We start from the raw sequence: 22,076 nt of genomic DNA on the forward strand, positions 1-22,076 counted from the left end.
TCCGAAGCAACGCGGTTAGCGCCAACCTTATCGGAGCCGTCGGAAGCAACGCGGTTAGCGCCAACTTTATCGGAGCCATCTGAAGCAACGCGGTTAGCGCCAACTTTATCTGAGCCGTCCGAAGCAACGCGGTTAGCGCCGACTTTATCGGAGCCGTCAGAAGCAACACGGTTCGCTCCGACTTTATCCGAACCATCGGACGCTACTTTATTGGCGCCCACGTGGTCGGTGCCGTCGGAAGCCGTTCGGTTGACACCTACATGATCAGATCCATTTTCTGCGACGGGTTTGCAGTCGCTCACATCATCGGCGGCGTAGGCGGCCGACACACTGAGCGTAAGCACGGAAAGCGCCAGGCTCCACATTAATTGCCTTTTCATAACCGATTGCTCCAAGTGTCCATTTCGATGATGTGAGCGTGATGCCCAGATCAGTGCAGTCAGACGACGAATCAAGCCTGTTGAGCATAGCCCCATCCCCATCACGGGTTCGACGCCTCTGCGGCGGTGCAGGCGTGTCGTTGCGACGAGCGCTACAGCGGGACTCGATTCATGGCAACCGCCATTGTGATTCGTACAATAAAACACTATTCACTGTTCGCGCATCATACGTGGGTATAAGCGTTAAAAGTTGTACAGTTCAAACATTTAAAACGCAGTTTTCTGCACCAATTTGGCCCGAAAAAATTTTAAAAATAGCCATTCGATCGAGCTGTTCAATATGGATGAAAGTCTTTCTTAGTTCGCAAGCTTAAAACTTTCAGCAGGAACTCCATTCAATTCAAACGATTGCGTCGAGGCAGCGATGCGCCTCAGGGTCTCCACTCCGCCCGTCGAAGGGCTCAACCCAAGACCGGCAGGCAGCCCGACGCTTAAGCTTCAATAGATGAAGTCTAGGAGGTATATTTCCCGCTTCACTCCGAACTGCCACCGTGCGCCAACCCAAGACGGGAAAAGCGAGCAGCCAACGATGCAAACAGGGGACAAGAAAATGGGCTGGGATGACGTGGGTTCCACCGTATGCCCGGTTGCGAAATCACTTGCAGCCGTGGGCGACCGCTGGACCCTGATGATCATGCGCGAGCTGAGTCTGGGCACGCGACGATTCGACGATATTCAGGCGCAACTGGGCGCCTCTTCGTACTTGCTGTCCACCCGGCTAAAGCGCCTGGAAAAGGACGGCATCATCGAACGCCGCTTGTATAACGAAAAGCCTGAACGTTACGAGTACTACGCCACCGAAAAAGGCCTGGCGCTTGATCCTATACTGCTACTGCTGCGCGCCTGGGGCATGCAATATTGCTCGTCTGGCGAGGAGCCGGCCGTGACACTTACTTACAAACCAACCGGTGAGGTTGTCGACGAAAACTGGAAGATCCCGCCTGAAGCCTGGCCGTTCTCCATGACTATGCTGGACCGCAAGATTAGCGGAGCCTTCGAGGCCGAACGTGAAGAGAAACGCCGTAACTTCCGCAAAAGCAAAAAAGCGGTGACGGACTGAGGCTCTGGCAAGCAGCAGTCCGTTATCCGAGGAAATCCTGCAAATGGCCCGGGATTTCCTGCAGGCCGGAGCTGAGCCGACGCAACTTCCAACCTCAGCGACGAGCGACGACAAACAGGCGGGGGAACGGCAACAGCACGCTACCGTCTGACAGCGCCGGATAAGCTTCGCTGATGGCCTGCAAGTACCGCTCAAGAAACGCTGCCTTTTGCGCTTCATCGAGCGGCGCCAGATACGGCCGCAACGCTGATCCTTTGAACCATTCAACCACTGCCTGATGGCCGCCTTTCAGCGGGTGGTGGTAGGTGGTGCGCCAGACATCCACTGAACTTGCCAGCGGTTGCAGCAGCTCAAAGTAGAAGGTGGCGTTATGGCGCGGCGGATGGCGAACGCTGCCGATCTTGCTCGCCCAAGGGCCCTGCGCCGCCACTTCACGAGCGAGTCGATGGGACGGCTCTTCCATGTTGTCCGGGGTTTGCACGGCGAGGCTGCCGCCGGGATTGAGCTTGCTCAGCAGGCGCGGGTACAGCGTGGCGTGATCAGGCACCCATTGCAGAGAGGCGTTAGCGAGGATCACGTCAAAAGTCTGATCCGGGTTCCAATTCTCAATGTCCGCCAACGCGAAGTTGAGGGAGGGCAAGCGTTCACGTGCGCTCACCAGCATATCGTCCGAGCTGTCCATGCCAGTAACGCTCGCTTGTGGGAAACGCTCGGCCAGTACTTGGGTCGAGTTACCGGGGCCACAGCCCAAATCAACCGCCACCTGCACGTCAGACGTAGCGATGGCCGCCACTAGATCACGAACCGGCCGGGTCCTCTCTTGTTCGAACGTCGAATATTGCTTGGCAGACCAAGTCATGGGGTCCCTCCTGTGAGTTGTTGTGCTGCACAGCCTAGATTTTGCCGGCGACGTTTACAAATCCCATTGATGGATCTGAGGTGCTGGTGATCTTTTGACCTGGCACACAACCGTGGGAGCGGACCTGTCCGCGAAGAGGCCGGTCCATCCGCTGCATCTCCACCGACCCAACCACCGCCTTCGCGAACAGGTTCGCTCCCACATTGGATCTGGGCCGCTGCTGATTTTTTGGTCTAAATCAAATGTTGTTGGAGCGAGGCTTGCCCGCGAAGCTGACGATGCGCAGTGTCAGGTAAGACCGAGGCGCTAGCTTCGCGGGCAAGCCTCGCTCCAACACTGCCTGGTAAACCCGATCTGACTCAAAACTCGTGGGAGCGGCCTTGTCCGCGAATAGGCATACACCGCCGATACATCACCCCACTCACACTCAAACCTCGGCATAATGTCGCCAATTGTGTATTCAGCGATGCCAGCGTCATGAAAACCGTTGCGATTGTACTGTTCCCCGACTTTCTCCTGCTGGACATGGCAGGCCCCATCGAAGTCTTCTCGATCGCCAACCGCTACCTGAGTCAGGATGACGGCTACCAGATAACTACCATCGGCACTGAACCCACTGCCATCCGCGCCTCCAGCGGGGTCAAGGTGCTGCCCGACACCTGCATCGCCGAGGCCCGCCACAACTTCGATCTGCTGTTGGTGCCCGGTGGCCCCGGCGCCTACAACATTCGCCACTCGCGCCTTCTGTCATGGCTGAGCGAAGCGGCTCGACAGTCCACTCAATATGGCTCCGTCTGCACTGGCGCGTTCATTTTGGGTCAGGCCGGGCTGCTCGATGAACATCACGTCACCACCCACTGGAATTACATCGAGCGCCTAAGCAAACGCTTTCCGAAGGCCCGCGTCAGCACCGATCAAATCTACATCCACGACCGGCGCCTGCTGACCTCGGGTGGAGTCACCGCAGGCATTGACATGGCGTTGGCAGTGGTGGCACAAGACCACGGCAAAAAAGTCGCGGTGGACGTTGCCAAAGTGCTGCTGGTGGTGATGAAGCGCCAAGGCGGGCAGGCGCAATTCAGCCCGATGATGGCCGCTGTGTCTGCAGAGGACTCACCGGTCACCCGGGTGCAGAATCACGTACTGGCGCACCTGGATGAGGCTTTTACCGTTGAAGGCATGGCGTGTCTTGCGAACATGAGCGCCCGTCACTTCGCCCGCGTGTTTGCCCGGGATGTAGGCATGACGCCCATGGAATTCATCCAGAACGCACGCATCGATCGGGCGCGAGAACTGCTGGAAAGCAGTGACCTGCCACTCAAGACCGTGGCCTTTCGCAGCGGCTTCGGCAGCGTGCGGCACATGCGCGTGTTGTTCGATGACCGCTTGGGGCTGACACCCTCACAATATCGTCAGCAATTCGGCTAATCGCCCGGACAGCGCTGTCTGTGTCCGTCCTCGGCACCGCGATGGCCGATTCGCTCCCCTCGCTCACCTCATTCGGATGCCCTTCCCTGCCACTATAAACTTCTGCTCTTGCCGCTCGGCGCCTCGGACCTGGGGTCAGACGCTGCCAGCGACCGCAGCCGGAGTCATTATGGACAGCGTGAACGACATGAAAGGGCTGGGCGAAACCGAAGTATTTCTGGAACGCAGGATTTTGCTCAGGCAAGGTCAGGCGGTCCCGATTGGCGAGCGCGCCTTTGACATTCTCCAACTGCTGATTCGCCACCAAGGGACATTGGTCACCAAGGAGCAAATCCTGACCGACGTCTGGCCCGACAGCATCGTGGTCGAGAACAACCTGCAGGTGCATATTTCTGCGCTGCGCAAGGCGCTGGGCAAAGACCGCAACCTGATACGCACCCTCGCTGGCCGTGGCTATCTGCTGGTAAACGACAAGCCCGATATCGACCCGGCCGAAAGTGAGGCGCAGGACTCCCCGCCCCTCCCGCACCACCGCGCCCTCAGGCACATCAGCCACTTGCCGGTCGTGACCACGCTCATCGGTCGCGACTGCCTGATCGATCACGTCTGTCAGGCGCTGAACGACACCTCGATCCTGACCCTCACCGGCGCAGGCGGCATTGGTAAAACCGTACTGGCGATCACCGTCGCCCAGCGTTTTGCGCAGAGCAGCGACACCCCCGTGACATTCGTGGCGCTCGCCGACTTGACCCACCCCCAGCAGGTCATGGCCGCGCTGGCTCAGGCGCTGGGCGTCGAGGGGGGCGAAGATGACACGCTGCTACTTATGCTCATCGCCCACCTTAAACACGCGCCGCATCTGATCGTGCTCGATAACTGTGAGCACCTCGTGGCGGTGGCCGCCCAAATGGTTGATGCGCTGGTGCGTCAGTGCCCCCTGCTCACAGTCCTCGCCACCAGTCGCGAGCCGTTGCGCGTGGCCGGTGAGCGTGGCATGCGCGTGCCGCCACTGTGCGTGCCTGCCCGCGACGCCACCCGCGAACAGATAATGCTCAACCCCTCCGCGCAGCTGTTCATGCGACACGCGCGTCAGCAGAACAGCTGCTGCGCCAACGTCTGCGACAGCCAACTGGATGATCAAAGCGTCGAGCTGATCGGCGAAGTTTGCCGCCGAACCGAAGGGATGCCCCTGGCACTGGAAATGGCCGCCACGCGTGCGGCGACCCTCGGGCTTTTTGAATTGGCGCTAAGCCTTCAGGATGATCTTGGATCGCTGGCGGCGGGCCTGCGCACCACTGCCCCGCGCCATCAGTCGTTGCAGGCATCATTGCAATGGAGCTATGGCCTGCTTGAAGCCGACGAGCAGAAAGTGCTCCGGCGCATCGCACGACTGGATGGCAAGCTGACCCTGGACAGGCTGTGCAACGCAGCAGAACCCGACGGCATCGACCGCCTGCGAGCAATCGATTGCGTGGTCGGCCTGACGCAGAAATCACTGCTGATGATCAGCATCGAAGGGCCTTTCAGATCCTACCGATTGCTGGAATCGACCCGGGCATGCCTGATGACCCCATGAGCGCCAACCGCCATACCTGTAGGAGCGAACTTGTTCGCGAGGCGGTTGACCTGATTCACCACAAGATTATCGCCAACGCATTGGCTCCTACAGAGACGGTTTCGCTTGCGACCAACCCTCCACCGTTCGCACCAACTCAGTCAGATCCCGTCCACCGCCATCCTGCTGCGCGGCAACGGTCCACAATTGTCGCGCGGCCTGGCCCAGCCACATCGGCACGCCGAGGGCCTGGCATTCTTCGATCGCAAGACCGATGTCCTTGCACACGCTGGACACCGGAAAGCCGAAGTCGAAGGTGCCGGGCAGCACGTGCTTGGGAAATTTGTCCAGGGTGGCGCCATTCTTGCCGCTACCAGCGTTGATCACGTCCATCATCACTTGGGGATCGAGTCCGCCCTTGACGCCCGCGACGAAGGCTTCTGAGGTGATCGCGAACGCTGTGGTCGAAAGCATGTTGTTCAACAGCTTCAACAATTGCCCCTGCCCGGCCTGCTCGCCGACGATGAACACTTTGCCGAACACGTCGAACAACAGGCGCACCTGGGCCACCGCTTCGGGTTTGCCAGCGACCATCAGCGCCAGCGTGCCTTTGCTGGCTCCCGCCGCACCACCACTGACCGGCGCGTCGACCGTTTCAATGCCGCGCTTGAGCAACCCCGCCGCGACTTCCTGCGAGGCGCGGGAACCCACCGTCGAAAGGTCCACCAGAATCCGCACCGCGCTGCCGTCGACGATGCCGTCAGCACCCAGCGCCACGGCCTTGAAAATCGCCGGGCTCGGCAGGCTGGTGAAGATGATTTCAGCGCTGTCGGCCACGTCCCGCACACTCTCGGCAACCCGCGCACCCAGGCCGGAAAGCTCGGCCAGGGCAGCCGGATCCTTGTCGAAAATCACCAGCGAATGGCCCTGCTCGAGCAGCCGTCGCGCCATGGGACGGCCCATTACGCCGACGCCGATAAAGCCCAGTTGTTTGTCAGTCATGTCTCGGTTCCTGAATGAGTTGAATGTTAGCCGTGGGCCATGCGCATGACGCTGCTGACGTCGGCAGTGCCTTCCAGCGACCACAACGCCTCGATCAGCGGCCCAGGCGCGCAGCCTGAGCCGCCGAATTCGGCAAGCTCGCGCAGTTTGTTTTCCAGAAACTGATCGCCAAGCGGCGCCGCCAGACTGCCCAGCGATACGTCAATGGAGTGCGTGAGGGTTTCGCTGGACTTGAAAAACAGCCGGACCTGCGCTGATTCCACCGCGTAATCGGCGTCGTCGATAAAGCGCAGCAAGGGGTAAAGCGCACGTGAACGCGGGTCGGCTACGGCTGCGTTACTGAATTCGGCGAGGCCCGCCTTGCCGGTTGCCAGCGCCACGGCAACGGCATGTTGCGCGCTGACTTGCGACTCGCGTCCGGACTGAATATTCGGGCGGTCGGTGCGTTGTCGCAGCAACGGATGGCCGGTGAGTTCAATACGGGTGATGTCCTCCAGCGTCCAGCGGCGGTCCCGCGACAACTCAAGGCAAGCTTGGATCACCGGGTTGAGTACCACGCCGCACGAATAAGGTTTGTAGGTGTTGGCGTTCAACGCCCAGCGTTCGCCCAGCCCTTCGATGATGTCGGCATAGTTCGGGCTTTCGCCCATGACGTTGAGAAATCCGCGCTCGCCCTCAAGCGGGTATTCGGGGCCGCTGAAACCGTCTTGAGCCAGTAACGCAGACAGCAGGCCGTTGCGCGCTGCGTTACCGACACCGAGGCTTTTTGAAGCGCTGCCCAGGGTTTCCACCAGACCGCAGGCTTGCGCGCTGGCATTGCCCATCGCCCACGCCAGCTCTTGAGCATCCAGTTTCAGCGCTTTGCCGACCGCCGCTGCGGCGCCGAACACGCCGCAGGTCGAGGTGATGTGCCAGCCGCGTCGATAGTGTTCAGGCGAGATGGCCATGCCCAGACGGCACTCAACCTCGACCCCCAGCACGAACGCCAGCAGCAGTTGTTCGCCGGTCATGGGTTGAGTTTCGGCCAAGGCGAACAACGCGGCAGCCACCGGAGCCGTGGGGTGAATGATGGTCGGGATGTGGGTGTCGTCGAAGTCGAATACGTTGGCGCTCATGGCGTTGAGCGACGCGGCGTTGAGCATGTCTGTGGCGCCTGTACACCCAATGACATGGGCCGAGCCGCCAGCGTTGAAGCGCTGGAACAGCGTCACGGCCTTGTCCACGTCCGGGTCGTTGCAACCGGCCAGCGCCACGGCGAAATAATTGATCAGCGCGCGCTTGGCTTCATGGCGCACCGCCGGCGGTATATCAGCCCACGTCGTGCGCTCAATGAATTCGCACAGCGGGCGAGTGACAGCGGGTGACTTCATGGTGGCTCCGTTGTTGTGTTGCGCTTGCAGCTGTCAATGTGAACAGGAAAAGACGGGGCATCCGAGGCCTCTTTAGCGCCTGGCGAACAGTGTTCGCGGACGGGTCCGCTCCCACAAAGTGTGTGCTCTTGCTCGAATGATGCGGCGTATGAACTCTGTAGGAGCGAACTTGTTCGCGTGGCGGCTTCACTGATGGACCGCATTAAGGCCCTCGCCAACAAGTTGGCTCCTACAGAAAGTCAGCATCCGTCTCACCCCGCCAACCACCCATCATCCACCGGCAAGGTTGCGCCGGTGATAGACGCTCCGGAATCGCTGCACAGGAACACGATCAAATCGGCGACATGGCTCGCATCGACAAACCGCCCGGTGCCCTGCTTGCCCACCAGAAACTCGCGCGTTGCCGTCTGGCGATCCAGTTGCTTGCGGGCCATCAGTTCGGTCAGCCGCCCTTCGATGTTCGGCGTCAACACTGACCCCGGACACACCGCGTTGCAGGTGATGCCCTGCCCCTGTGTTTCGATGGCCACGGCGCGGGTGAAACCGAGCAATGCGGTCTTGGTGGTGACGTAGTCGATGCGGTTGGCAATCGCCCGCGAGCCATACGCCGAAGACAGGTTGAAAATCCGCCCCCAGCCCCGCGCGCGCATGCCGGGCAAGCTCAACTGCACCGCATGAAAGGCTGCCGTGAGATTCACCGCCAGCGCCTGATCCCAGCGCTCGGCCGGAAAATCTTCAATCGACGCGAAGTACCTCACTACGGCGTTGTTGATCAGCACATCAATCGCGCCTGCCGCCTCCATCATCGCCTCGACGCCTGCGTGTTGAGAAAGGTCGGCCTGCACGTAGCCGACTTCAACACCGAACTCCCGAGCCAGATCACCACAGGTCTTATGCATGTACCCCGGCGATTCAAGCCCGTGCAGCATTACGTCACATCCCGCCGCCGCCAAGCCTGACGCCATCGCCAGGCCAAGCCCGTTGGACGATCCGGTGATCAGCGCGCGCTTGCCCTTCATATCCCGGCTCCCGATGAATCAATGCGCACAGCAAACGAAGGATCAGCCCGATCCACCGGCGCAAAGCGATTCATCACATCCGGGTCATGCCCGGGAATCATCAACGCACCAGGCCGTTGCAACCATTCGCGAATCTGCTCGTAGCCCTTGTACATGTCAGCCAGGCTGTCGAGCACGGCGAACGGGCGGTCCTGCTCGAATTCGTCGTAGTAGTGCACGGCATCGGACGCCAGGATCACCGGGCCCTCGGGCATTTCCACCACCAGCGCCAGTTGCCCCGGCGTGTGACCGCCAAGCTCGTGCAGTTCGATGCCGGGGATCAGCGTGTTGCGCGGCCCGTCGAGAAAGGTGATACGCCCGGCGTCGGCCAGTGCCTGAATCCGTTCGATGTCCAGCGGATCGATCTGATGAGCGTACTGCGGGCGCTTGCCCATGTCAGTGCCCCAAAACTCGAATTCGCGCCGGGACATGACGATCTCGGCATTGGGATACAAGCCGAGGTTACCGGCGTGATCGTAGTGCGCATGAGTCAGCACCAGCAGCTTGACCTCGGCCGGGTCGATACCCAACCGCGCCAGTGCATCGGCGGGTTTGACCACCGGTTGACGCTTGCGCGCGATGGCTGCTTCCGGGCTGAACCCGGTGTCGATGACGATGACTTGCTCGTCAGTGCGAAAGATCCAGAAGAAGTAATCCATGGTGAGTTCGGCGTCCGGTTCCCGGTACGCGCCATAGTTGTAGTAGCACTCGCTTTTGGTGGTTTGCCGGGTGCCGTAGCGCACGACGATCACCTCGGGGTTGGTCCAGTCCGGTTGTGCGGCGGTCGTCGGATTATTGTTGTTCATGTCGACTCCGATTGCTTATGAGTGAGTGCCCGTTTCGCCCAGCGCCTGCTCCAGCATCGGCGCTGCGACGAGCGCGCCGTGAATGCCGATCACGCTGACGATTTCGAGCATTTCCATCAGTTGTTCTTTGGTTGCGCCGTACTTGAGGGCGTTGCGCATGTGCAGCTTCAGGCCTGGCACGTAAAGGTGCGTGGCGGCGGCGTCGAAGGCGCAATACATCAGCTCCTTGACCATGGGCGGCAGCACGCCGCTGCGCCAAGGCACTGACGAGAATTCGACGTAGGCGTCGAACAGCTCGGGGTCCAGCTCCAGCAGCCCTTCCCAGGAGGAATGCCAGTAGCCGCGATTTTCGATGAAGCTGGCTTTCAGCGCTTCACGTCGTGCGTCCAGCGGTTCCGGGCCGTCGCGCAGCCCTTCTTCTTCCAGTACCTCCAGCAACACCGGCACGCCGACGTTCGAGGCGTGGATGCCGACGGTGCTGATTAACTCCAGCACTTCGGTCAGCTCTTCGCGTGTGGCACCGTGAGCGATGGCGATACGCAGATGCTCCCCAATACCCGGCTGATACAGGTGCGTCGCCGCCGCACTGGCCGCGATGCCGATGAAGGCCTTGACCTTGTTTTCCAGATGATTCTTCTGCCATGGCACCGCGGCAAAACCGGCGTAGGCCTCGACAAAACCGGGGTCGAGCCGCAGCAGGCTGTCCCATGCCGGGCTCCAGGGGCTGCTACGTTCCAACGCCTCTTTGGCGCGTTGTTGTGCTTGGGTGAGGCTCATGCGGAATTCCTCATATCTTCTTCCTGTAGGAGCGAATTTATTCGCGAGGCGGCAGACGTAATACCGCGCATCAGTCGCCTCACCAACAAGTTGGCTCCTACAGAAACAGCAGGTCGCGGGCTCAACGCACCGCGCGCAAATAATCGTGTTCGGCGACTGCTTCCTGCCACACGGTTTTGCCAATGGAGGTCGCGGTGTGCACCATGAAATTTTCAGTGTTGGCGCCATGCCAATGCCGCTCGTTGGGGCCGATCCATACGGTGTCGCCCTGACGAATCACTTGTGGCTCATTGCCTTCCAGACAGATCCAGCCGCTGCCCGCCGTGACGTACAGCACCTGGCCGAACTCATGAAAATGCCAGAACGTGCGTGCGCCAGGGTTGAATGACACGTTGTTAATGGTCACGCCGTCGGTGGTCGGCATCACTGGGTCGGCCCACACCACGCCGCTGAACGTCGCGCCGCGCTGCTCGGAAATTGCACCTTCAACACTGCCGTGAATAACCTTCATTTGCTGTCTCCTGAATAGGGTTCGTGGAGCCGTACGCCGCCCGACATATCGCCGATGGCGTCCACGACTTTGTTGCTGATCTGGTCGCCATAACCCAGCGCCACCTGCAAGCCGAAGCTCGCCAATGGGCCGGAAGCATTGAGCGAGGCGACGCCAAGTTCACGCAGGCGGTCGATGTACAACACCACGTCTTTGTTCATCAGCTTGCCGGTCAGGCCGCCTTCCAGATAATCGCCATCGACGATGAACGGAAAGCGCTTCTGTGTGGCGAAATTCACCCCGCTGCTGCTGTTGAGTACGTCGAGCAATTGGTGCAGATCCAGCCCGGCTTTCTTGCCCGCGACCATGACCTCGGCCGTGGCTGCCAGGCTCACCGCGTTAAGGAAATTATTAAGCGTCTTGGTGGTGTGTCCGGCGCCGCTGTCGCCCATGCGAAAAACCTTGCTGGCAATGGGCGCAAACACCCATTCCAACGCCGTGACCGTCGCTTCATCACCCCCGACCATCAGCGTCAGCGCACCCTTTTCAGCCGCTGCAGCGCCGCCAGAAATACCGGCATCGAGGTACTGCACCCCGCGCTCGGCGAACAGGCCGTGCAAACGCACGGTTGAACTGGCCGCTGCGGTGCTCAAATCGACAACGATCTGGCCTTCACGGCAATGACGCAGCAAGCCTTCGGCGCCCTCCACCACCGCCTCGACCACCTTGCTGTCGGGCAATGACAACAGAATCACGCCGGACTCGGCCGCCACCGTGGCGATGGACTCGGCCACCTGGGCACCTGCGGTCTTCACCCGCTGCGCGTCGGTGTCGTAACCGATCACGTTGAGGCCGGCATCCACCAGACAGCGAGTCATGCGTCCGCCCATGTTGCCCAGGCCGATGAAGCCAATGGTTTTGTTAGTCACACCTGTTCTCCTGTGTGCAGCACGCAATAAAGATCGCGCATCAGAAATCCACGTCTTTGGTTTCCGGGCCCATGTATGCGCCGATGGTCGCGATCACGCCGCCCACCACCAGCAACACTGCCGGGGTCACGCTGAACGGGATGATCTGCCCCAGCCAGGCCATATAAAACGCGTAGAACGAAGGAATGATCACCGACAGGCTGAAGCCGACACCGAACCCGGTGGCGCGCACGTCAGTCACAAAGCGCTCGTTGATGTAGGTCACGATCACGCCCCACGGCGAAGTCACCAACACCGACATCAGGCACACCAGGGTCATGATCACCGGCAGCGACAGCCCCGGCACGTTGGCCAGCACGTACATCACGCCCGCGCCCACCGTGGCGATGACTGGCCCAAGAATGAGGAAGAAACGCCGACGTCCGATTTTCTGGCCGATCATTCCGGAAGCGATGTAGGTGAAGAACAGCACCGAGTAGCAGACCAGCAGCGTGCCGGTCACTTGCAACCCCGACAGGTGCAAGATGTTCACCAACAAACCGGTGGGCAGGAAGATGGTGATGATGTTTTGTGTCAGCCAGAAGCCGGTCATCATCAACAGCACTTGCAGCAGGTTACGACCGCTTTTGCCTTTGAGCAGGTCGGTGAGCGGAAGTTTTTCCCGTGGTTTTTTTTCGGCGTCTTCTTCCCATATTTCCGATTCCGAAACGGCGTACACGTAATACAGCGCCAACACACCGGCCAGCAGCGCGCCGATCACGAAGGGAATCCGCCAGCCCCACTGCACATAAGGCGAATCGGGCCCTGCCAGCGGGAACAGCATGAACATCAGCATCGCCACCAGGTTGATGCTGACGTACGCCAACGGGAACCCGGCGATGATCAGCCCGCCGACGAAGCCGCGCTGATGCTTTTTCGAATATTCGATAGCCAACGGCATGGCGCCGGTGTAGCCGCCGCCGAGGAAAATCCCGTCGACGAAGCGCAGGATCACCAGTGCCCAGTACGACGCGATGCCAATGGTTTCGTAGCCGGGCAGCAAGGCGATCAGCAGCGTCACCACACCGAACCCCGACACCGAATAAATAGACGCCATGCGCCGCCCGGTCTTGTCGGCGATCATGCCGAACAACAGTGCGCCGATGGGCCGCCCCAGCAGCGTGGTGATGAACACCAGTGAGGCGAGAATCGCCGCCATGCCCGGAGACAGCTGGGCAGGCTGGAAGAAGAACAACACCGGGGACAGCACGACGACCGGCAGGTAGATGTCGAACATATCGATGTATTCGGAGAAGAATGCGCCCTTGATCGCGTTTCTTCTTTTCTTCTCGATCGACTGATCGGTCTCGGCCAGTGGTCTGGCCTGGGCAATGGTGCTCATGACGGTTCCTTATAATTATTGTTGGACGGCAAGCGTGTCGGTGTGTGTTGGGGCTATCAGCCTGCGGCGACTTCTGCTTCGTAGGCCTTGATGGCGTCGGACGCGACCCGGAAGGCCGCCAGCCCCAACGGCACGCCGCAATAGACCGAGGCCTGCATCAGCACCGCGCGGATTTCGTCTTTGGTGACGCCATTGCGCAAGGCGCCGCGCACATGCACGCCCAATTCATGGTGCTGGCTGAGGGCGGTGAGCATCGCCAGGTTGATGATGCTGCGGGTCTTGAACGGCAATGTGGCGTCGCCCCAGATTTCACCCCAGCAGACTTCGGTCACCAGTTTTTGCATCGGGCGGTTGAAGTCATCCGCCGCCGCCCAGGATTTTTCTACGTGGCGGTCGCCAAGCACTTCCTTGCGATTGTTGAAGCCCTGATTGAAGCGTTCGTTGTCGTCCATCTTCATCTCCACTTTTCGTAAGATCGACTGATTGTCATACAGTCAAAACCAGCAAATTTTTTTGTGCAGCAGGCGGTGTTACAGGCGGTTGTCAGTCCCCATACCCCACCATGGATTTCACTTCCAGATACTCGCGCAGCCCGAACTCGCCCCACTCCCGCCCGTTGCCTGAGCGCTTGTAGCCACCGAACGGCGCGGCGAAATCAGCGGGCGGGTAATTCAGATGCACACTGCCGGCCTGCAACGCGCGGGCGACATTGCGCGCACGCTGCTGATCGGCCGATTGCACGTAAGCCGCCAGGCCGTAGTGCGTGCCGTTGGCGATCTGAATCGCTTCGGCTTCGCTGTCGTAGGGGATCATCGACAGCACCGGGCCGAAGATTTCTTCCTGGGCGATGCTCATCGTCGGTGTGACGTTGGCGAAGACGGTGGGTTTAACGAAGTAACCCCGGCTCAGGCCTTCGGGCATGCCAACGCCACCGGTCACCAGTTCTGCGCCCTCGTCGATGCCCTGCTGGATCAACGCCTGCACCCGACGAAACTGCGCACGATTGACCAGCGGCCCAAGCTGGGTCGATTCGTCATCAGTGGCGCCGACCTTGAATGCCTCGGCCGCTTGCCTGGCGATCTGCACGGCATCGCTCATCAGGCTGCGCGGGATCAACATCCGTGTCGGGATCGAGCATGACTGGCCACTGTTGGTGAAACTCGCGGCGACGCCACGGGTGACCGCATCCTGCAGATTGACATCATCCAGCAAAATATTGGCCGACTTGCCGCCCAACTCCTGGGCCACGCGCTTGACCGTGTCGGCGGCGGATTTGGCCACTTGCACGCCGGCTCGGGTGGAGCCGGTGAACGAGACCATGTCGATGTCTGGATGCGCCGACAGCGCAGCGCCGACACCCGGGCCATCGCCACTGACCAGATTGAATACGCCGGCGGGCACACCCGCCTCGTCCAGCACTTCGGCGAACAACAGACTGCTGAGCGGCGAGTATTCGCTGGGTTTGAGGACCATGGTGCAACCCGCCGCCAGTGCTGGACCGACCTTGACCACGATCTGATTGATCGGCCAGTTCCACGGAGTGATCAGGCCGCACACGCCTACCGGCTCGTAGCGCAATACCGTGCTGCCCTGGCGCTGTTCGAATTCGAAACGTTTCAGCACTTCAATGAGCTGATTCAGATGCAGCCAACCCCGCGGCACCTGGAAATTGCGTGATGCGCTGATCGGCGAGCCCATTTCCAGGCGCATGGCCTGGGCGAACTCTTCCTGCCGGCGCTCGTAGATCGAGATGATTCGGCGCAGCAGGTCGATGCGTTGCTGGACGCTGGTTTGCGCGTACGCCGGCAAGGCTTTGCGCGCCGCAGCAACGGCGCGATCGACGTCTGTTGCATCGCCCAGGGCCAGGCGGTCGATCACGGTTTCGGTGGCAGGATCGATGACGTCAAACCAGGCCGGTGCGTGTGGCTGGACCCATTGTCCGTCGATGTAGAAACTGGCTGCACGGGACATGTGATGTGCTCCGTTGAAAATCGAGACGTGGCTGAGAGTTACTCGCCTTCTTTGGCCAGCATCCGGTACATCTCGGTGTGGTCGGTGGTGGGCGTGGAATCCTGCGCCACCTCGTCCCAGACCTTGATCGCGCGCTGGCCGAAGGTCAGCGGGTAATCCAGACCGTCGGCCAGGCCCTTGGCGATTTTCAAGTCCTTGTTCATCAGCTGCATGGAAAACCCGGAGCCGAAGGTGCCGCTGAGCATGAATTGCTTGGCCTTGTTCAGTGATGTGTTGCTGCCGCCGCTGGAGGCGTTGAGCACATCGACCATGACGCCGGGATCAATGCCGAAACGCTTGGCGACATGCAGGGCTTCAACCGTCGCCATCAGGCCCGCAGCGGACACAAAATTGTTCAGCGCCTTGGCCGCATGACCGGAACCAGCTTCGCCGATGTGCAGGATGTTTTTGCCCATGGCCTCAAGTACCGCCTGACAACGCGCCATGATCGCCGGGTCGCCACCGACCAGAATTGCCAGGCTGCCATCGACCGCGCGTTTGACACCGCCGGACACTGGCGCGTCCAGATAAGCCAGACCTAGGTCGTTGAGTTTTTGCCCCAATTGGCGGGAGCGTGCAGGTTCGGAGGAGCTCATGTCGATCACCACGGCTTGCGCTGACAGCGATGCAGCCCAGCCGGACTTGCCGTCCGCGCCCAGCAAGACGCTTTCGACGATGCTGGAGTTGGGCAGCATGGTGATCAGGACGTCGAGGGACTGGGCATTTTCTGCTGTGAGCGCGGTCGCGCCGAGGGTGGTTTCAATATCTTGCAAGCGCGCTGAATCGGCGTCAGCGAGGAACAACTGAAAACCGGCTTTGTTCAGGCAGGTGGTCATCGGCACGCCCATCATGCCAAGGCCGATGAAGCCGATCCGTTGTGGTTGATTCATATTCGTGCCCTATTGTTTTTCTTGAGCGGGTAAACGACGACACCGAACGACTTTTTTCTGCCCGGTACGCGTCAGCAGTTGCAACAAAACTATAGGACTGTCATACAATCGGTCAATAGGCTACTTTGCCTATTTCTCGACCGGTAATCACTTGAGGGGCTGAACATGATCGTTGAGTTACGCATTTACCACTGCGCACCGGGCCGCCTGCCTGCCCTGCACGAGCGCTTCACTACGACCACATTGGGGTTTTTCGAAAAATACGGGATCGAGCAGATCGGCTTCTGGACGTCGCTCACCGGCGACAGCAACCAGACGCTGACGTATCTGGTGAAGTGGGACAGCCTGGCTGACCGAGAAACCAAGTGGAACGCCTTCCAGAGCGACGCGGAATGGATCGCCAAACGTGCCGCCAGCGAAGCCGAGGCGATCATCGTTCAGCGCATCGAAAACCAGTTCCTGACGCCGACGGCTTACTCAGCGTTGCGCTGAAATAGCCCTGTAGGAGCCAACATGTTGGCGAAGCGGTTTAAGCGGTGTGTCAGGCCAGACGCTTCGCGAACAAGTTCGCGCCTACAGAGTTGCGCAGAATGCCCGGCGATCGCAGAACCTGCAGGAGCCAACTTGTTGGCGAGGCGGTTTAAGCGGTGCGTCAGGCCAGACGCTTCGCGAACAAGTTCGCTCCTACAGAGTGGCGCAGAATGCCCGGCGATCGCAGAACCCGTAGGAGCCAACTTGTTGGCGAAGCGGTTTAAGCGGTGTGTCAGGCCAGACGCTTCGCGAACAAGTTCGCGCCTACAGAGTGGCGCAGAATGCCCGGCGATTCGCAGAACCTGTAGGAGCCAACTTGTTGGCGAGGCGGTTTAAGCGGAGCGTCAGGCCGGACGCTTCGCGAACAAGTTCGCGCCTACAGTGATCGGTCATGCCGCTACTGCGTGGCGTGTACGTCGTTCAACGCCAACAACTCCAACACATTTTTCGAGGCGTTTTCGACGTGGAGCAGCGCTGCGGCACAGGCCCCGGCTTCATCGCGCAGCTTGATCATGCGCACGATTTCTTTCAATTCGGCCAAGGTGTGAACCATCCGACCCTCACGCCCCAGCGACAGCGCGCGCAGCAGGCTCACGCGGTTATTCAGTTGCTCCAGCATGCCACCTACTACGCGGCTCTGATCAATGTCCAGCAGCACGTTATAAAAGCGCCGTTTGATGTCCAGCAACGTCGTGCCATCGACTTTCGATGTGCGCGATTGCTGTTCGAATTCGTCGAAAACCTCGGCCAGCTCTGCCACGTCTTCGTCACTGGCATAGCGCACGAAGTTGCGCACGGCGAGCACTTCCAGGGCGCCGCGCACGTCGTAAATCTGAATCGCATCTTTGGCATCCACCGATGCCACGTAAGCCCCACGATGGGGAACCTGTTCAACCAGGCCCTCGGCTTCCAGCTGGCGCAGTGCCTCGCGCAGTGAAGTGCGGCTGACGTCCAGCGCGGTGTAGAGCTGCTGCTCCACCAGTCGATCGCCCGGTTTGAAACGGCCGGAGATGATTTCGTTGCGCAGTGCATCCTGCACCTGATGCCGCAAGGAAGACGCCTGGCGTTGTACCTTCATGTTGGATTCCCTAAGACCTGTACATTTCATTGCTGCAACGGCCAGTGGCCGTCGCGTGAAGCGAACGCGGCGAATCATCATGATCGGCAACGTGCTCAGCAATCGTATTGTATTACAGGCCGTTTCGGAAATTTTAAAAGGCAGACGGCGCCTCTGTAGAAGCCAACGTGTTGGCGAGGCGGCTAGCTGGGTGTGTCAGTCAGGGCGCCTCGCGAACAAGTTCGCTCCTACAGGGCGTCGACCAAAGCATCACAGGGGTTGCGGCACCTCGGTCTTGGGCACAAAAAACACCAGCAAAATCGCCCCCAGGCTCAATAACGCCAACGCCACGCAGCCGACATCGATCGCCATGTCCAGCCCCCACGCGGTGGCCGCCCTCCCCAGCAACATCGCGACCACGCCCTGCATCAGGTACGCCACCAGAAACAGCGCCGACAGCGTGCCTGCGCGGTGATGCATTGGTGCGTGGGCATTGATGGCATTAAGCCCGCCCATGAACAGCAAGCTGTAGCCCGCACCACTGCTGGCGCTGGAAAGCAGGAACACCGATAACGCGTGAGTGGAGGTGGCCAGGATCAGCAGCAGCATGCCGCCGATGGCAAATCCGCCGCCGAGAATGATTGACAGATTGGGAGTGAAACGGCGGGCAACGATCCCGGTCACACCGACCGCAACCGCAAACAAGGAAATCGCGCTGCCGTTGACCAGCGCGTTGCTGGAGCCGATCAGGTCGTGGCAATCTGCGAGCCCAGCGACAGCATCGTCGCCCCGACTGAATAGGCGCTGAGCACCGCCGTCACCGATACCAGAAACATCCGGCGCAACGGCTTATGCACATTGGGCAGACGCAGTTGCCAGCGCTTGCTGCTTTCGGCTTTGGTATGGCGCGGCAAGTGCCAGACCCCGACCAGAATCGCCAGCAGCACCACGGCCAGCAGCCAGAAGCTCAACCGCGTAGGAAACGGCGCGTATTGAATCAACCCACCGCTGATGATCAGTGCCGCCGCCAGCCCCAGCGCTTGGGACGCGGTGGTGATGGAGCCGGCCTGTTTGGCTTTGCCCGGCGCGCTGAATTCGACCACCGCTGCCGCAGACGGGCCCGCCGACAACCCGACGCCAATCCCCATGAACGCACGTCCCACCAGCAGCCAGATGACGCTGGGCGCCAAGGCAAACAGCAGCACGCCAATCAGCGATGCCAGCATTCCCAATAGCATCGCGCTGCGCCGGCCGATGTAATCCGACAAGTCTCCCAGCAGGATTAAGGTCAGGACCACAACGATGGGGAACACCGCGAAAATCATCGTGGTGACGGTGGGCGTCAGTTGCCATTCACGTGCGTAAAGCGGATAGGTCATGGCGGGTGCGGCGCTGGTCCACAACGTGTGCACGACAACAGCGGCCGCCACCCAGAAGCTGCCTTGTCGGCTCAAGATTCGGGCAGGCCCGGGTGTTTTCAGCTGCATGGGAAGCACTCGTGCGAAGGATCTTCCTACGTTAGCCGCAAATGCCATGCCGGGTGTTGTACGGGTGTGCGGTTATTGTTGAAGACCAACTGTTGGAGCGAGGCTTGCCCGCGAAGCTTACGACGCGATTTACCTGACACACCGCACTCCCAGCTTCGCGGACAAGCCTCTCCAACAAAAGCGGGATCGTTCATCCCGACGCTCAATATCGCTTTAGAAATTCGCTTTCAGCGCTTCAAGACCTCCATCGTAGATGCCCTGAAACAAGGCAGACGCCTCGGCATCGGTAATGCCATCAGGGGTGAAACGCCCGGACCAGGTGACTTGCGTCTGGTTATCGCCAACAGCGGCCACCTGCAGCGTCGCCACGTAATCGGTAACCGGGAACGGCCCCTCGGTGATTGAGTAGCTGTAGGTACGCGCCTGATTGTCGAAGGTTTCCAGACGCTCGGTGATCGATGCGCCGTCCTCGGCGGTGAGTTTGCGAATACGTCCGCCTTCGGCCGGTTCACTGCTGGTAATGAATGGCAGCCAATCCGGTAGCGACAAGAAGCCGCCCACCAATTGCCAGACCTTGTCCGCGGACACCGGCAGACTCAAAGAAGCAGAAGCAGTTGCCATGGAAATTCTCCAGAAAAGAGGTGATTCAAAGGCGATGAAATCGCCGGGTTATGCATTACGTCGCCACCGGAGCGCGGCCACGGTTGGACACCACACGGGACAAGCACGATACGCCACCGGGTTGGCATGAGGCCATCGAAACCAAGTGCCAACGCAGAGGCTAGTGATCAGTGCGCAGGCAACGGCGCAACCGGCGAAATCAGCCCGGCGGCGACCAACGCCTGCCAGAACTCGGCGGGGATGCGTTGGGTCAACGCCGCCACGTCCTGCTCGATACGACCCGGACGGCTCGATCCTGGAATGACGGCAGCGACTGCCGGATTGGCCAGTGAAAACTGCAGCGCAGCGGCTTTGAGGTCAACGTTGAATCGTTGCGCGATCTGGCGCATGGCCTCGACCTTGGCGACAATCGCAGGCTTGGCTTTCTGGTATTCGAAGTGTTCGCCCCCGGCCAGAATCCCCGAGCTGTAAGGACCGCCGACAACGATGTCGACATTCTGCGCATGGGCCGACGCCATCAAGCGTTGCAACGCTCGATCGTGGTCCAGCAGCGTGTAACGCCCCGCCAGCAGGAAACCATCCGGCTGCGCTTCTTCCAGATCCAGGGTCAGTTCACACGGCTCGACGCGGTTAACGCCCAGGCCCCAGGCGCGGATCACGCCCTCTTCGCGCAAACGGGTCAGCACCTTGAATGCGCCTTTGCGGGCGATGTTGAAGTATTCCAGCCATTCATCGCCGTAAAAGTCCTGAGCGATATCGTGTACCCAGACGATGTCCAGGCGATCGGTCTGCAGGCGCTTGAGGCTGTCGTCAATGGAGCGCAGCGTGGCGTCGGCGCTGTAATCGTTGACCAGTTTGTTGGGACGACCGTGATCGAACACACCGGCTTTCTCACCCAGGTCACGGGCAGACACGTCTTCGACTTCATCCAGTACCAATCGCCCGACCTTGGAGCTCAACACGTACTGGTCGCGGTCGTAATGCTTGAGCGCTTCACCCAAACGGATTTCCGACAGGCCCGAACCGTAGAAAGGTGCGGTGTCGAAATAACGTACGCCTGCATTCCACGCGCCGTGCACGGTGGCCAGCGCTTCTTCTTCAGGAATGGCGCGAAACATGTTACCCAAAGGTGCGGTGCCAAAGCCCAGAACACCTGGCAATTTGTCTTTCAAGCTCATGGTGAGTCCTCTTTGATTCATTCAATGATCGGCATGTGATGCCATCGACATGAGCCAAAGGTTAAGTTGACCGGAAAAGACCGTCCAAGACATAATTTGCCAAACTTGAGTCCTGACAGGTCTGAACTCCATGATCGATCTACGCCAGCTTCGTTATTTCGTGGCGGTCGCCGAAGAAGAGCACGTTGGACGCGCGGCCGAACGGCTGCACATTTCGCAATCTCCCTTGAGCAGGCAGATCGCTCAGCTGGAAGAGTCGCTTGGGCTGAACCTGTTCGAACGCACCCAGCAGCGCATTCGCCTGACGGTGGACGGGCGCACCTTTCTGGCCGAAACCAAGGCTCTGTTGACTCACGCCAAGCGCCTTGAATCACTGGGCAAACGTCTGGGCCGTGGCGAAGAAGGCGGGTTGTGTATCGGCTATATCGAGAACGCAATGCACACTTCGGTGTTGCCCGATGCGTTGAAAATTCTGCGAGCAGCCCGGCACGATCTACACATTGCGCTGTACAGCCAGACTTCAGCCGAGCAGCTGGAAGGATTGCGTCAGCGCAGTCTGGACATTGCGTTGGTCAGCGAACCACCCGCCAGCGACGACCCTGACCTGGACAGCGCTCTGGTGTTAGATGACGTGATGCTGCTGGCGATGCCCGAGCATCATCCGCTGGCGAAAAAGGACGTGCTGCGCCCCGAGGATTTGCAGGCCGCGCAATGGATTTCAGTGGCCAGCGGGCTGGTTACTCAGCGCGTTCCGGCGCATGAAGAAGGGTTCGTGGCAGCGTGCATGAAGGCCGGCTTCTCTCCGGATATTCATCTGGAAGTCACCGAGCCGATGACGGCGTTGCGTCTGGTGGGAGCAGGCCTGGGCATCGCCATGCTGCAGAAAAACCTGCGGGCCAGTGCGCCGAATAATGTGGTGTTGCGCGAAGTGCCGTGGATGCAATACACCACGCCAGTCTGGGCGGCATGGCATCGAATCAATCTGCGGCCGTTGGTGGCGATGGCCAAGGAAGTGCTGCTCAACGGCGAAAGCCCAGCCCTCGCCCACACAAACGCCGAAACGGTGTAGGAGCCGCGTCAGACGCCACCGTTGCGGCGCATGAAACTGTAGGAGCGAACTTGTTCGCGAGCCGGGGTGCCTGACTCA

23 protein-coding genes are annotated in these 22,076 nt (G+C 60.1%); 5 read left to right on the top strand and 18 right to left on the bottom strand.

Annotated elements, in window-relative coordinates; translation table 11 throughout:
- On the bottom strand, positions 1-395 hold a 395-nt coding region (locus ACWKWM_RS07625), incomplete at its 3' end, for a phage infection protein (RefSeq protein WP_483845554.1).
- Between the two features lie 574 nt (positions 396-969).
- Here ACWKWM_RS07625 and ACWKWM_RS07630 point away from each other — a divergent pair.
- A complete protein-coding gene (locus ACWKWM_RS07630; RefSeq protein ID WP_483845555.1) occupies positions 970-1,500 on the top strand; it encodes a winged helix-turn-helix transcriptional regulator in 531 nt (176 codons plus the stop codon).
- 94 nt (positions 1,501-1,594) lie between these two features.
- Here the strand turns inward: ACWKWM_RS07630 and tam are convergent, their stop codons facing one another.
- On the bottom strand, positions 1,595-2,359 hold the full coding sequence (gene tam / locus ACWKWM_RS07635) for a trans-aconitate 2-methyltransferase (protein ID WP_483845556.1): 765 nt from the start codon (positions 2,357-2,359) through the stop codon (positions 1,595-1,597).
- A 477-nt stretch (positions 2,360-2,836) separates the two neighbouring features.
- On the opposite strand from tam, the gene ACWKWM_RS07640 reads away from it, so the two are divergent.
- Together ACWKWM_RS07640 and ACWKWM_RS07645 are read left to right on the top strand one after the other, a co-directional pair.
- Complete coding sequence (locus ACWKWM_RS07640) at positions 2,837-3,787, top strand: GlxA family transcriptional regulator (protein WP_483845557.1); 951 nt, start codon at positions 2,837-2,839, stop codon at positions 3,785-3,787.
- Positions 3,788-3,956: 169 nt separating this feature from the next.
- Positions 3,957-5,363: an ATP-binding protein gene (locus ACWKWM_RS07645; protein WP_483845558.1), complete on the top strand. Its 1,407-nt coding sequence runs from the start codon at positions 3,957-3,959 to the stop codon at positions 5,361-5,363.
- Positions 5,364-5,450: 87 nt separating this feature from the next.
- Here ACWKWM_RS07645 and ACWKWM_RS07650 read toward each other — a convergent pair whose 3' ends face one another.
- The 11 genes from ACWKWM_RS07650 to ACWKWM_RS07700 all read right to left on the bottom strand — a co-directional run bounded on the left by ACWKWM_RS07650 (position 5,451) and on the right by ACWKWM_RS07700 (position 16,055).
- On the bottom strand, positions 5,451-6,344 hold the full coding sequence (locus tag ACWKWM_RS07650; RefSeq protein WP_483845559.1) for an NAD(P)-dependent oxidoreductase: 894 nt from the start codon (positions 6,342-6,344) through the stop codon (positions 5,451-5,453).
- A gap of 26 nt (positions 6,345-6,370) precedes the next feature.
- On the bottom strand, positions 6,371-7,714 hold the full coding sequence (locus ACWKWM_RS07655; RefSeq protein ID WP_483845560.1) for an MmgE/PrpD family protein: 1,344 nt from the start codon (positions 7,712-7,714) through the stop codon (positions 6,371-6,373).
- A 251-nt stretch (positions 7,715-7,965) separates the two neighbouring features.
- A complete protein-coding gene (locus ACWKWM_RS07660; protein ID WP_483845561.1) occupies positions 7,966-8,733 on the bottom strand; it encodes an SDR family oxidoreductase in 768 nt (255 codons plus the stop codon).
- Positions 8,730-9,578 carry an N-acyl homoserine lactonase family protein gene (locus ACWKWM_RS07665; RefSeq protein WP_483845562.1) on the bottom strand — a complete coding sequence of 283 codons (849 nt, stop codon included), beginning with the start codon at positions 9,576-9,578 and terminating at the stop codon, positions 8,730-8,732. The genes ACWKWM_RS07660 and ACWKWM_RS07665 overlap by 4 nt, the downstream gene beginning before the upstream one ends.
- A 15-nt stretch (positions 9,579-9,593) precedes the next feature.
- A complete protein-coding gene (locus ACWKWM_RS07670) occupies positions 9,594-10,355 on the bottom strand; it encodes a carboxymuconolactone decarboxylase family protein (RefSeq protein ID WP_483845563.1) in 762 nt (253 codons plus the stop codon).
- Between the two features lie 121 nt (positions 10,356-10,476).
- Positions 10,477-10,866, bottom strand: a complete 390-nt coding sequence (locus tag ACWKWM_RS07675) for a cupin domain-containing protein (protein ID WP_483845564.1) — start codon at positions 10,864-10,866, stop codon at positions 10,477-10,479.
- A complete protein-coding gene (locus tag ACWKWM_RS07680; RefSeq protein WP_483845565.1) occupies positions 10,863-11,801 on the bottom strand; it encodes an NAD(P)-dependent oxidoreductase in 939 nt (312 codons plus the stop codon). The genes ACWKWM_RS07675 and ACWKWM_RS07680 overlap by 4 nt, the downstream gene beginning before the upstream one ends.
- 13 nt (positions 11,802-11,814) lie before the next feature.
- Positions 11,815-13,155, bottom strand: coding sequence for an MFS transporter (locus tag ACWKWM_RS07685; RefSeq protein ID WP_483845566.1), 1,341 nt, complete (start codon positions 13,153-13,155; stop codon positions 11,815-11,817).
- Between the two features lie 56 nt (positions 13,156-13,211).
- A complete protein-coding gene (locus ACWKWM_RS07690) occupies positions 13,212-13,607 on the bottom strand; it encodes a carboxymuconolactone decarboxylase family protein (RefSeq protein ID WP_483845567.1) in 396 nt (131 codons plus the stop codon).
- A gap of 91 nt (positions 13,608-13,698) precedes the next feature.
- Entirely contained in the window at positions 13,699-15,126 is a 1,428-nt protein-coding gene (locus ACWKWM_RS07695) for an aldehyde dehydrogenase family protein (RefSeq protein WP_483845568.1), read from the bottom strand.
- Positions 15,127-15,164: 38 nt separating this feature from the next.
- Complete coding sequence (locus tag ACWKWM_RS07700) at positions 15,165-16,055, bottom strand: NAD(P)-dependent oxidoreductase (RefSeq protein WP_483845569.1); 891 nt, start codon at positions 16,053-16,055, stop codon at positions 15,165-15,167.
- A gap of 165 nt (positions 16,056-16,220) precedes the next feature.
- Here ACWKWM_RS07700 and ACWKWM_RS07705 point away from each other — a divergent pair, with 165 nt between their 5' ends.
- On the top strand, positions 16,221-16,547 hold the full coding sequence (locus ACWKWM_RS07705; RefSeq protein WP_483845570.1) for an NIPSNAP family protein: 327 nt from the start codon (positions 16,221-16,223) through the stop codon (positions 16,545-16,547).
- A 436-nt stretch (positions 16,548-16,983) separates the two neighbouring features.
- Here ACWKWM_RS07705 and ACWKWM_RS07710 read toward each other — a convergent pair whose 3' ends face one another.
- The 5 genes from ACWKWM_RS07710 to ACWKWM_RS07730 all read right to left on the bottom strand — a co-directional run bounded on the left by ACWKWM_RS07710 (position 16,984) and on the right by ACWKWM_RS07730 (position 20,929).
- Positions 16,984-17,664 carry a GntR family transcriptional regulator gene (locus ACWKWM_RS07710; protein WP_483845571.1) on the bottom strand — a complete coding sequence of 227 codons (681 nt, stop codon included), beginning with the start codon at positions 17,662-17,664 and terminating at the stop codon, positions 16,984-16,986.
- Between the two features lie 249 nt (positions 17,665-17,913).
- Positions 17,914-18,327 carry a hypothetical protein gene (locus tag ACWKWM_RS07715; RefSeq protein ID WP_483845572.1) on the bottom strand — a complete coding sequence of 138 codons (414 nt, stop codon included), beginning with the start codon at positions 18,325-18,327 and terminating at the stop codon, positions 17,914-17,916.
- A gap of 62 nt (positions 18,328-18,389) precedes the next feature.
- On the bottom strand, positions 18,390-19,130 hold the full coding sequence (locus ACWKWM_RS07720; protein ID WP_483845573.1) for an MFS transporter: 741 nt from the start codon (positions 19,128-19,130) through the stop codon (positions 18,390-18,392).
- A 213-nt stretch (positions 19,131-19,343) separates the two neighbouring features.
- A complete protein-coding gene (locus ACWKWM_RS07725; protein ID WP_483845574.1) occupies positions 19,344-19,751 on the bottom strand; it encodes an SRPBCC family protein in 408 nt (135 codons plus the stop codon).
- A 167-nt stretch (positions 19,752-19,918) separates the two neighbouring features.
- On the bottom strand, positions 19,919-20,929 hold the full coding sequence (locus ACWKWM_RS07730; protein WP_483845575.1) for an aldo/keto reductase: 1,011 nt from the start codon (positions 20,927-20,929) through the stop codon (positions 19,919-19,921).
- Positions 20,930-21,059: 130 nt separating this feature from the next.
- Between ACWKWM_RS07730 and ACWKWM_RS07735 the strand changes: the two genes are divergently transcribed.
- The gene (locus tag ACWKWM_RS07735) at positions 21,060-21,998 is read left to right on the top strand and encodes a LysR substrate-binding domain-containing protein (RefSeq protein ID WP_483845576.1); all 939 of its coding nucleotides are present in this window, start codon (positions 21,060-21,062) and stop codon (positions 21,996-21,998) included.
- Positions 21,999-22,076: the final 78 nt, after the last annotated feature.

It is taken from the genome of Pseudomonas rosaeacicularis (assembly GCF_057128745.1).

Excerpts from the sequence above, each read along its gene's own strand:
- ACWKWM_RS07685 (WP_483845566.1), bottom strand. The coding sequence starts at position 13,155 with ATGAGCACCATTGCCCAGGCCAGACCACTGGCCGAGACCGATCAGTCG.
- ACWKWM_RS07720 (WP_483845573.1), bottom strand. The coding sequence starts at position 19,130 with ATGCAGCTGAAAACACCCGGGCCTGCCCGAATCTTGAGCCGACAAGGC.
- ACWKWM_RS07700 (WP_483845569.1), bottom strand. The coding sequence starts at position 16,055 with ATGAATCAACCACAACGGATCGGCTTCATCGGCCTTGGCATGATGGGC.
- ACWKWM_RS07640 (WP_483845557.1), top strand. The coding sequence starts at position 2,837 with ATGAAAACCGTTGCGATTGTACTGTTCCCCGACTTTCTCCTGCTGGAC.
- ACWKWM_RS07660 (WP_483845561.1), bottom strand. The coding sequence starts at position 8,733 with ATGAAGGGCAAGCGCGCGCTGATCACCGGATCGTCCAACGGGCTTGGC.
- ACWKWM_RS07655 (WP_483845560.1), bottom strand. The coding sequence starts at position 7,714 with ATGAAGTCACCCGCTGTCACTCGCCCGCTGTGCGAATTCATTGAGCGC.
- ACWKWM_RS07695 (WP_483845568.1), bottom strand. The coding sequence starts at position 15,126 with ATGTCCCGTGCAGCCAGTTTCTACATCGACGGACAATGGGTCCAGCCA.
- ACWKWM_RS07710 (WP_483845571.1), bottom strand. The coding sequence starts at position 17,664 with ATGAAGGTACAACGCCAGGCGTCTTCCTTGCGGCATCAGGTGCAGGAT.
- ACWKWM_RS07730 (WP_483845575.1), bottom strand. The coding sequence starts at position 20,929 with ATGAGCTTGAAAGACAAATTGCCAGGTGTTCTGGGCTTTGGCACCGCA.
- ACWKWM_RS07705 (WP_483845570.1), top strand. The coding sequence starts at position 16,221 with ATGATCGTTGAGTTACGCATTTACCACTGCGCACCGGGCCGCCTGCCT.
- ACWKWM_RS07630 (WP_483845555.1), top strand. The coding sequence starts at position 970 with ATGCAAACAGGGGACAAGAAAATGGGCTGGGATGACGTGGGTTCCACC.
- ACWKWM_RS07735 (WP_483845576.1), top strand. The coding sequence starts at position 21,060 with ATGATCGATCTACGCCAGCTTCGTTATTTCGTGGCGGTCGCCGAAGAA.
- ACWKWM_RS07690 (WP_483845567.1), bottom strand. The coding sequence starts at position 13,607 with ATGGACGACAACGAACGCTTCAATCAGGGCTTCAACAATCGCAAGGAA.
- ACWKWM_RS07650 (WP_483845559.1), bottom strand. The coding sequence starts at position 6,344 with ATGACTGACAAACAACTGGGCTTTATCGGCGTCGGCGTAATGGGCCGT.
- tam (WP_483845556.1), bottom strand. The coding sequence starts at position 2,359 with ATGACTTGGTCTGCCAAGCAATATTCGACGTTCGAACAAGAGAGGACC.
- ACWKWM_RS07645 (WP_483845558.1), top strand. The coding sequence starts at position 3,957 with ATGGACAGCGTGAACGACATGAAAGGGCTGGGCGAAACCGAAGTATTT.
- ACWKWM_RS07675 (WP_483845564.1), bottom strand. The coding sequence starts at position 10,866 with ATGAAGGTTATTCACGGCAGTGTTGAAGGTGCAATTTCCGAGCAGCGC.
- ACWKWM_RS07725 (WP_483845574.1), bottom strand. The coding sequence starts at position 19,751 with ATGGCAACTGCTTCTGCTTCTTTGAGTCTGCCGGTGTCCGCGGACAAG.
- ACWKWM_RS07665 (WP_483845562.1), bottom strand. The coding sequence starts at position 9,578 with ATGAACAACAATAATCCGACGACCGCCGCACAACCGGACTGGACCAAC.
- ACWKWM_RS07670 (WP_483845563.1), bottom strand. The coding sequence starts at position 10,355 with ATGAGCCTCACCCAAGCACAACAACGCGCCAAAGAGGCGTTGGAACGT.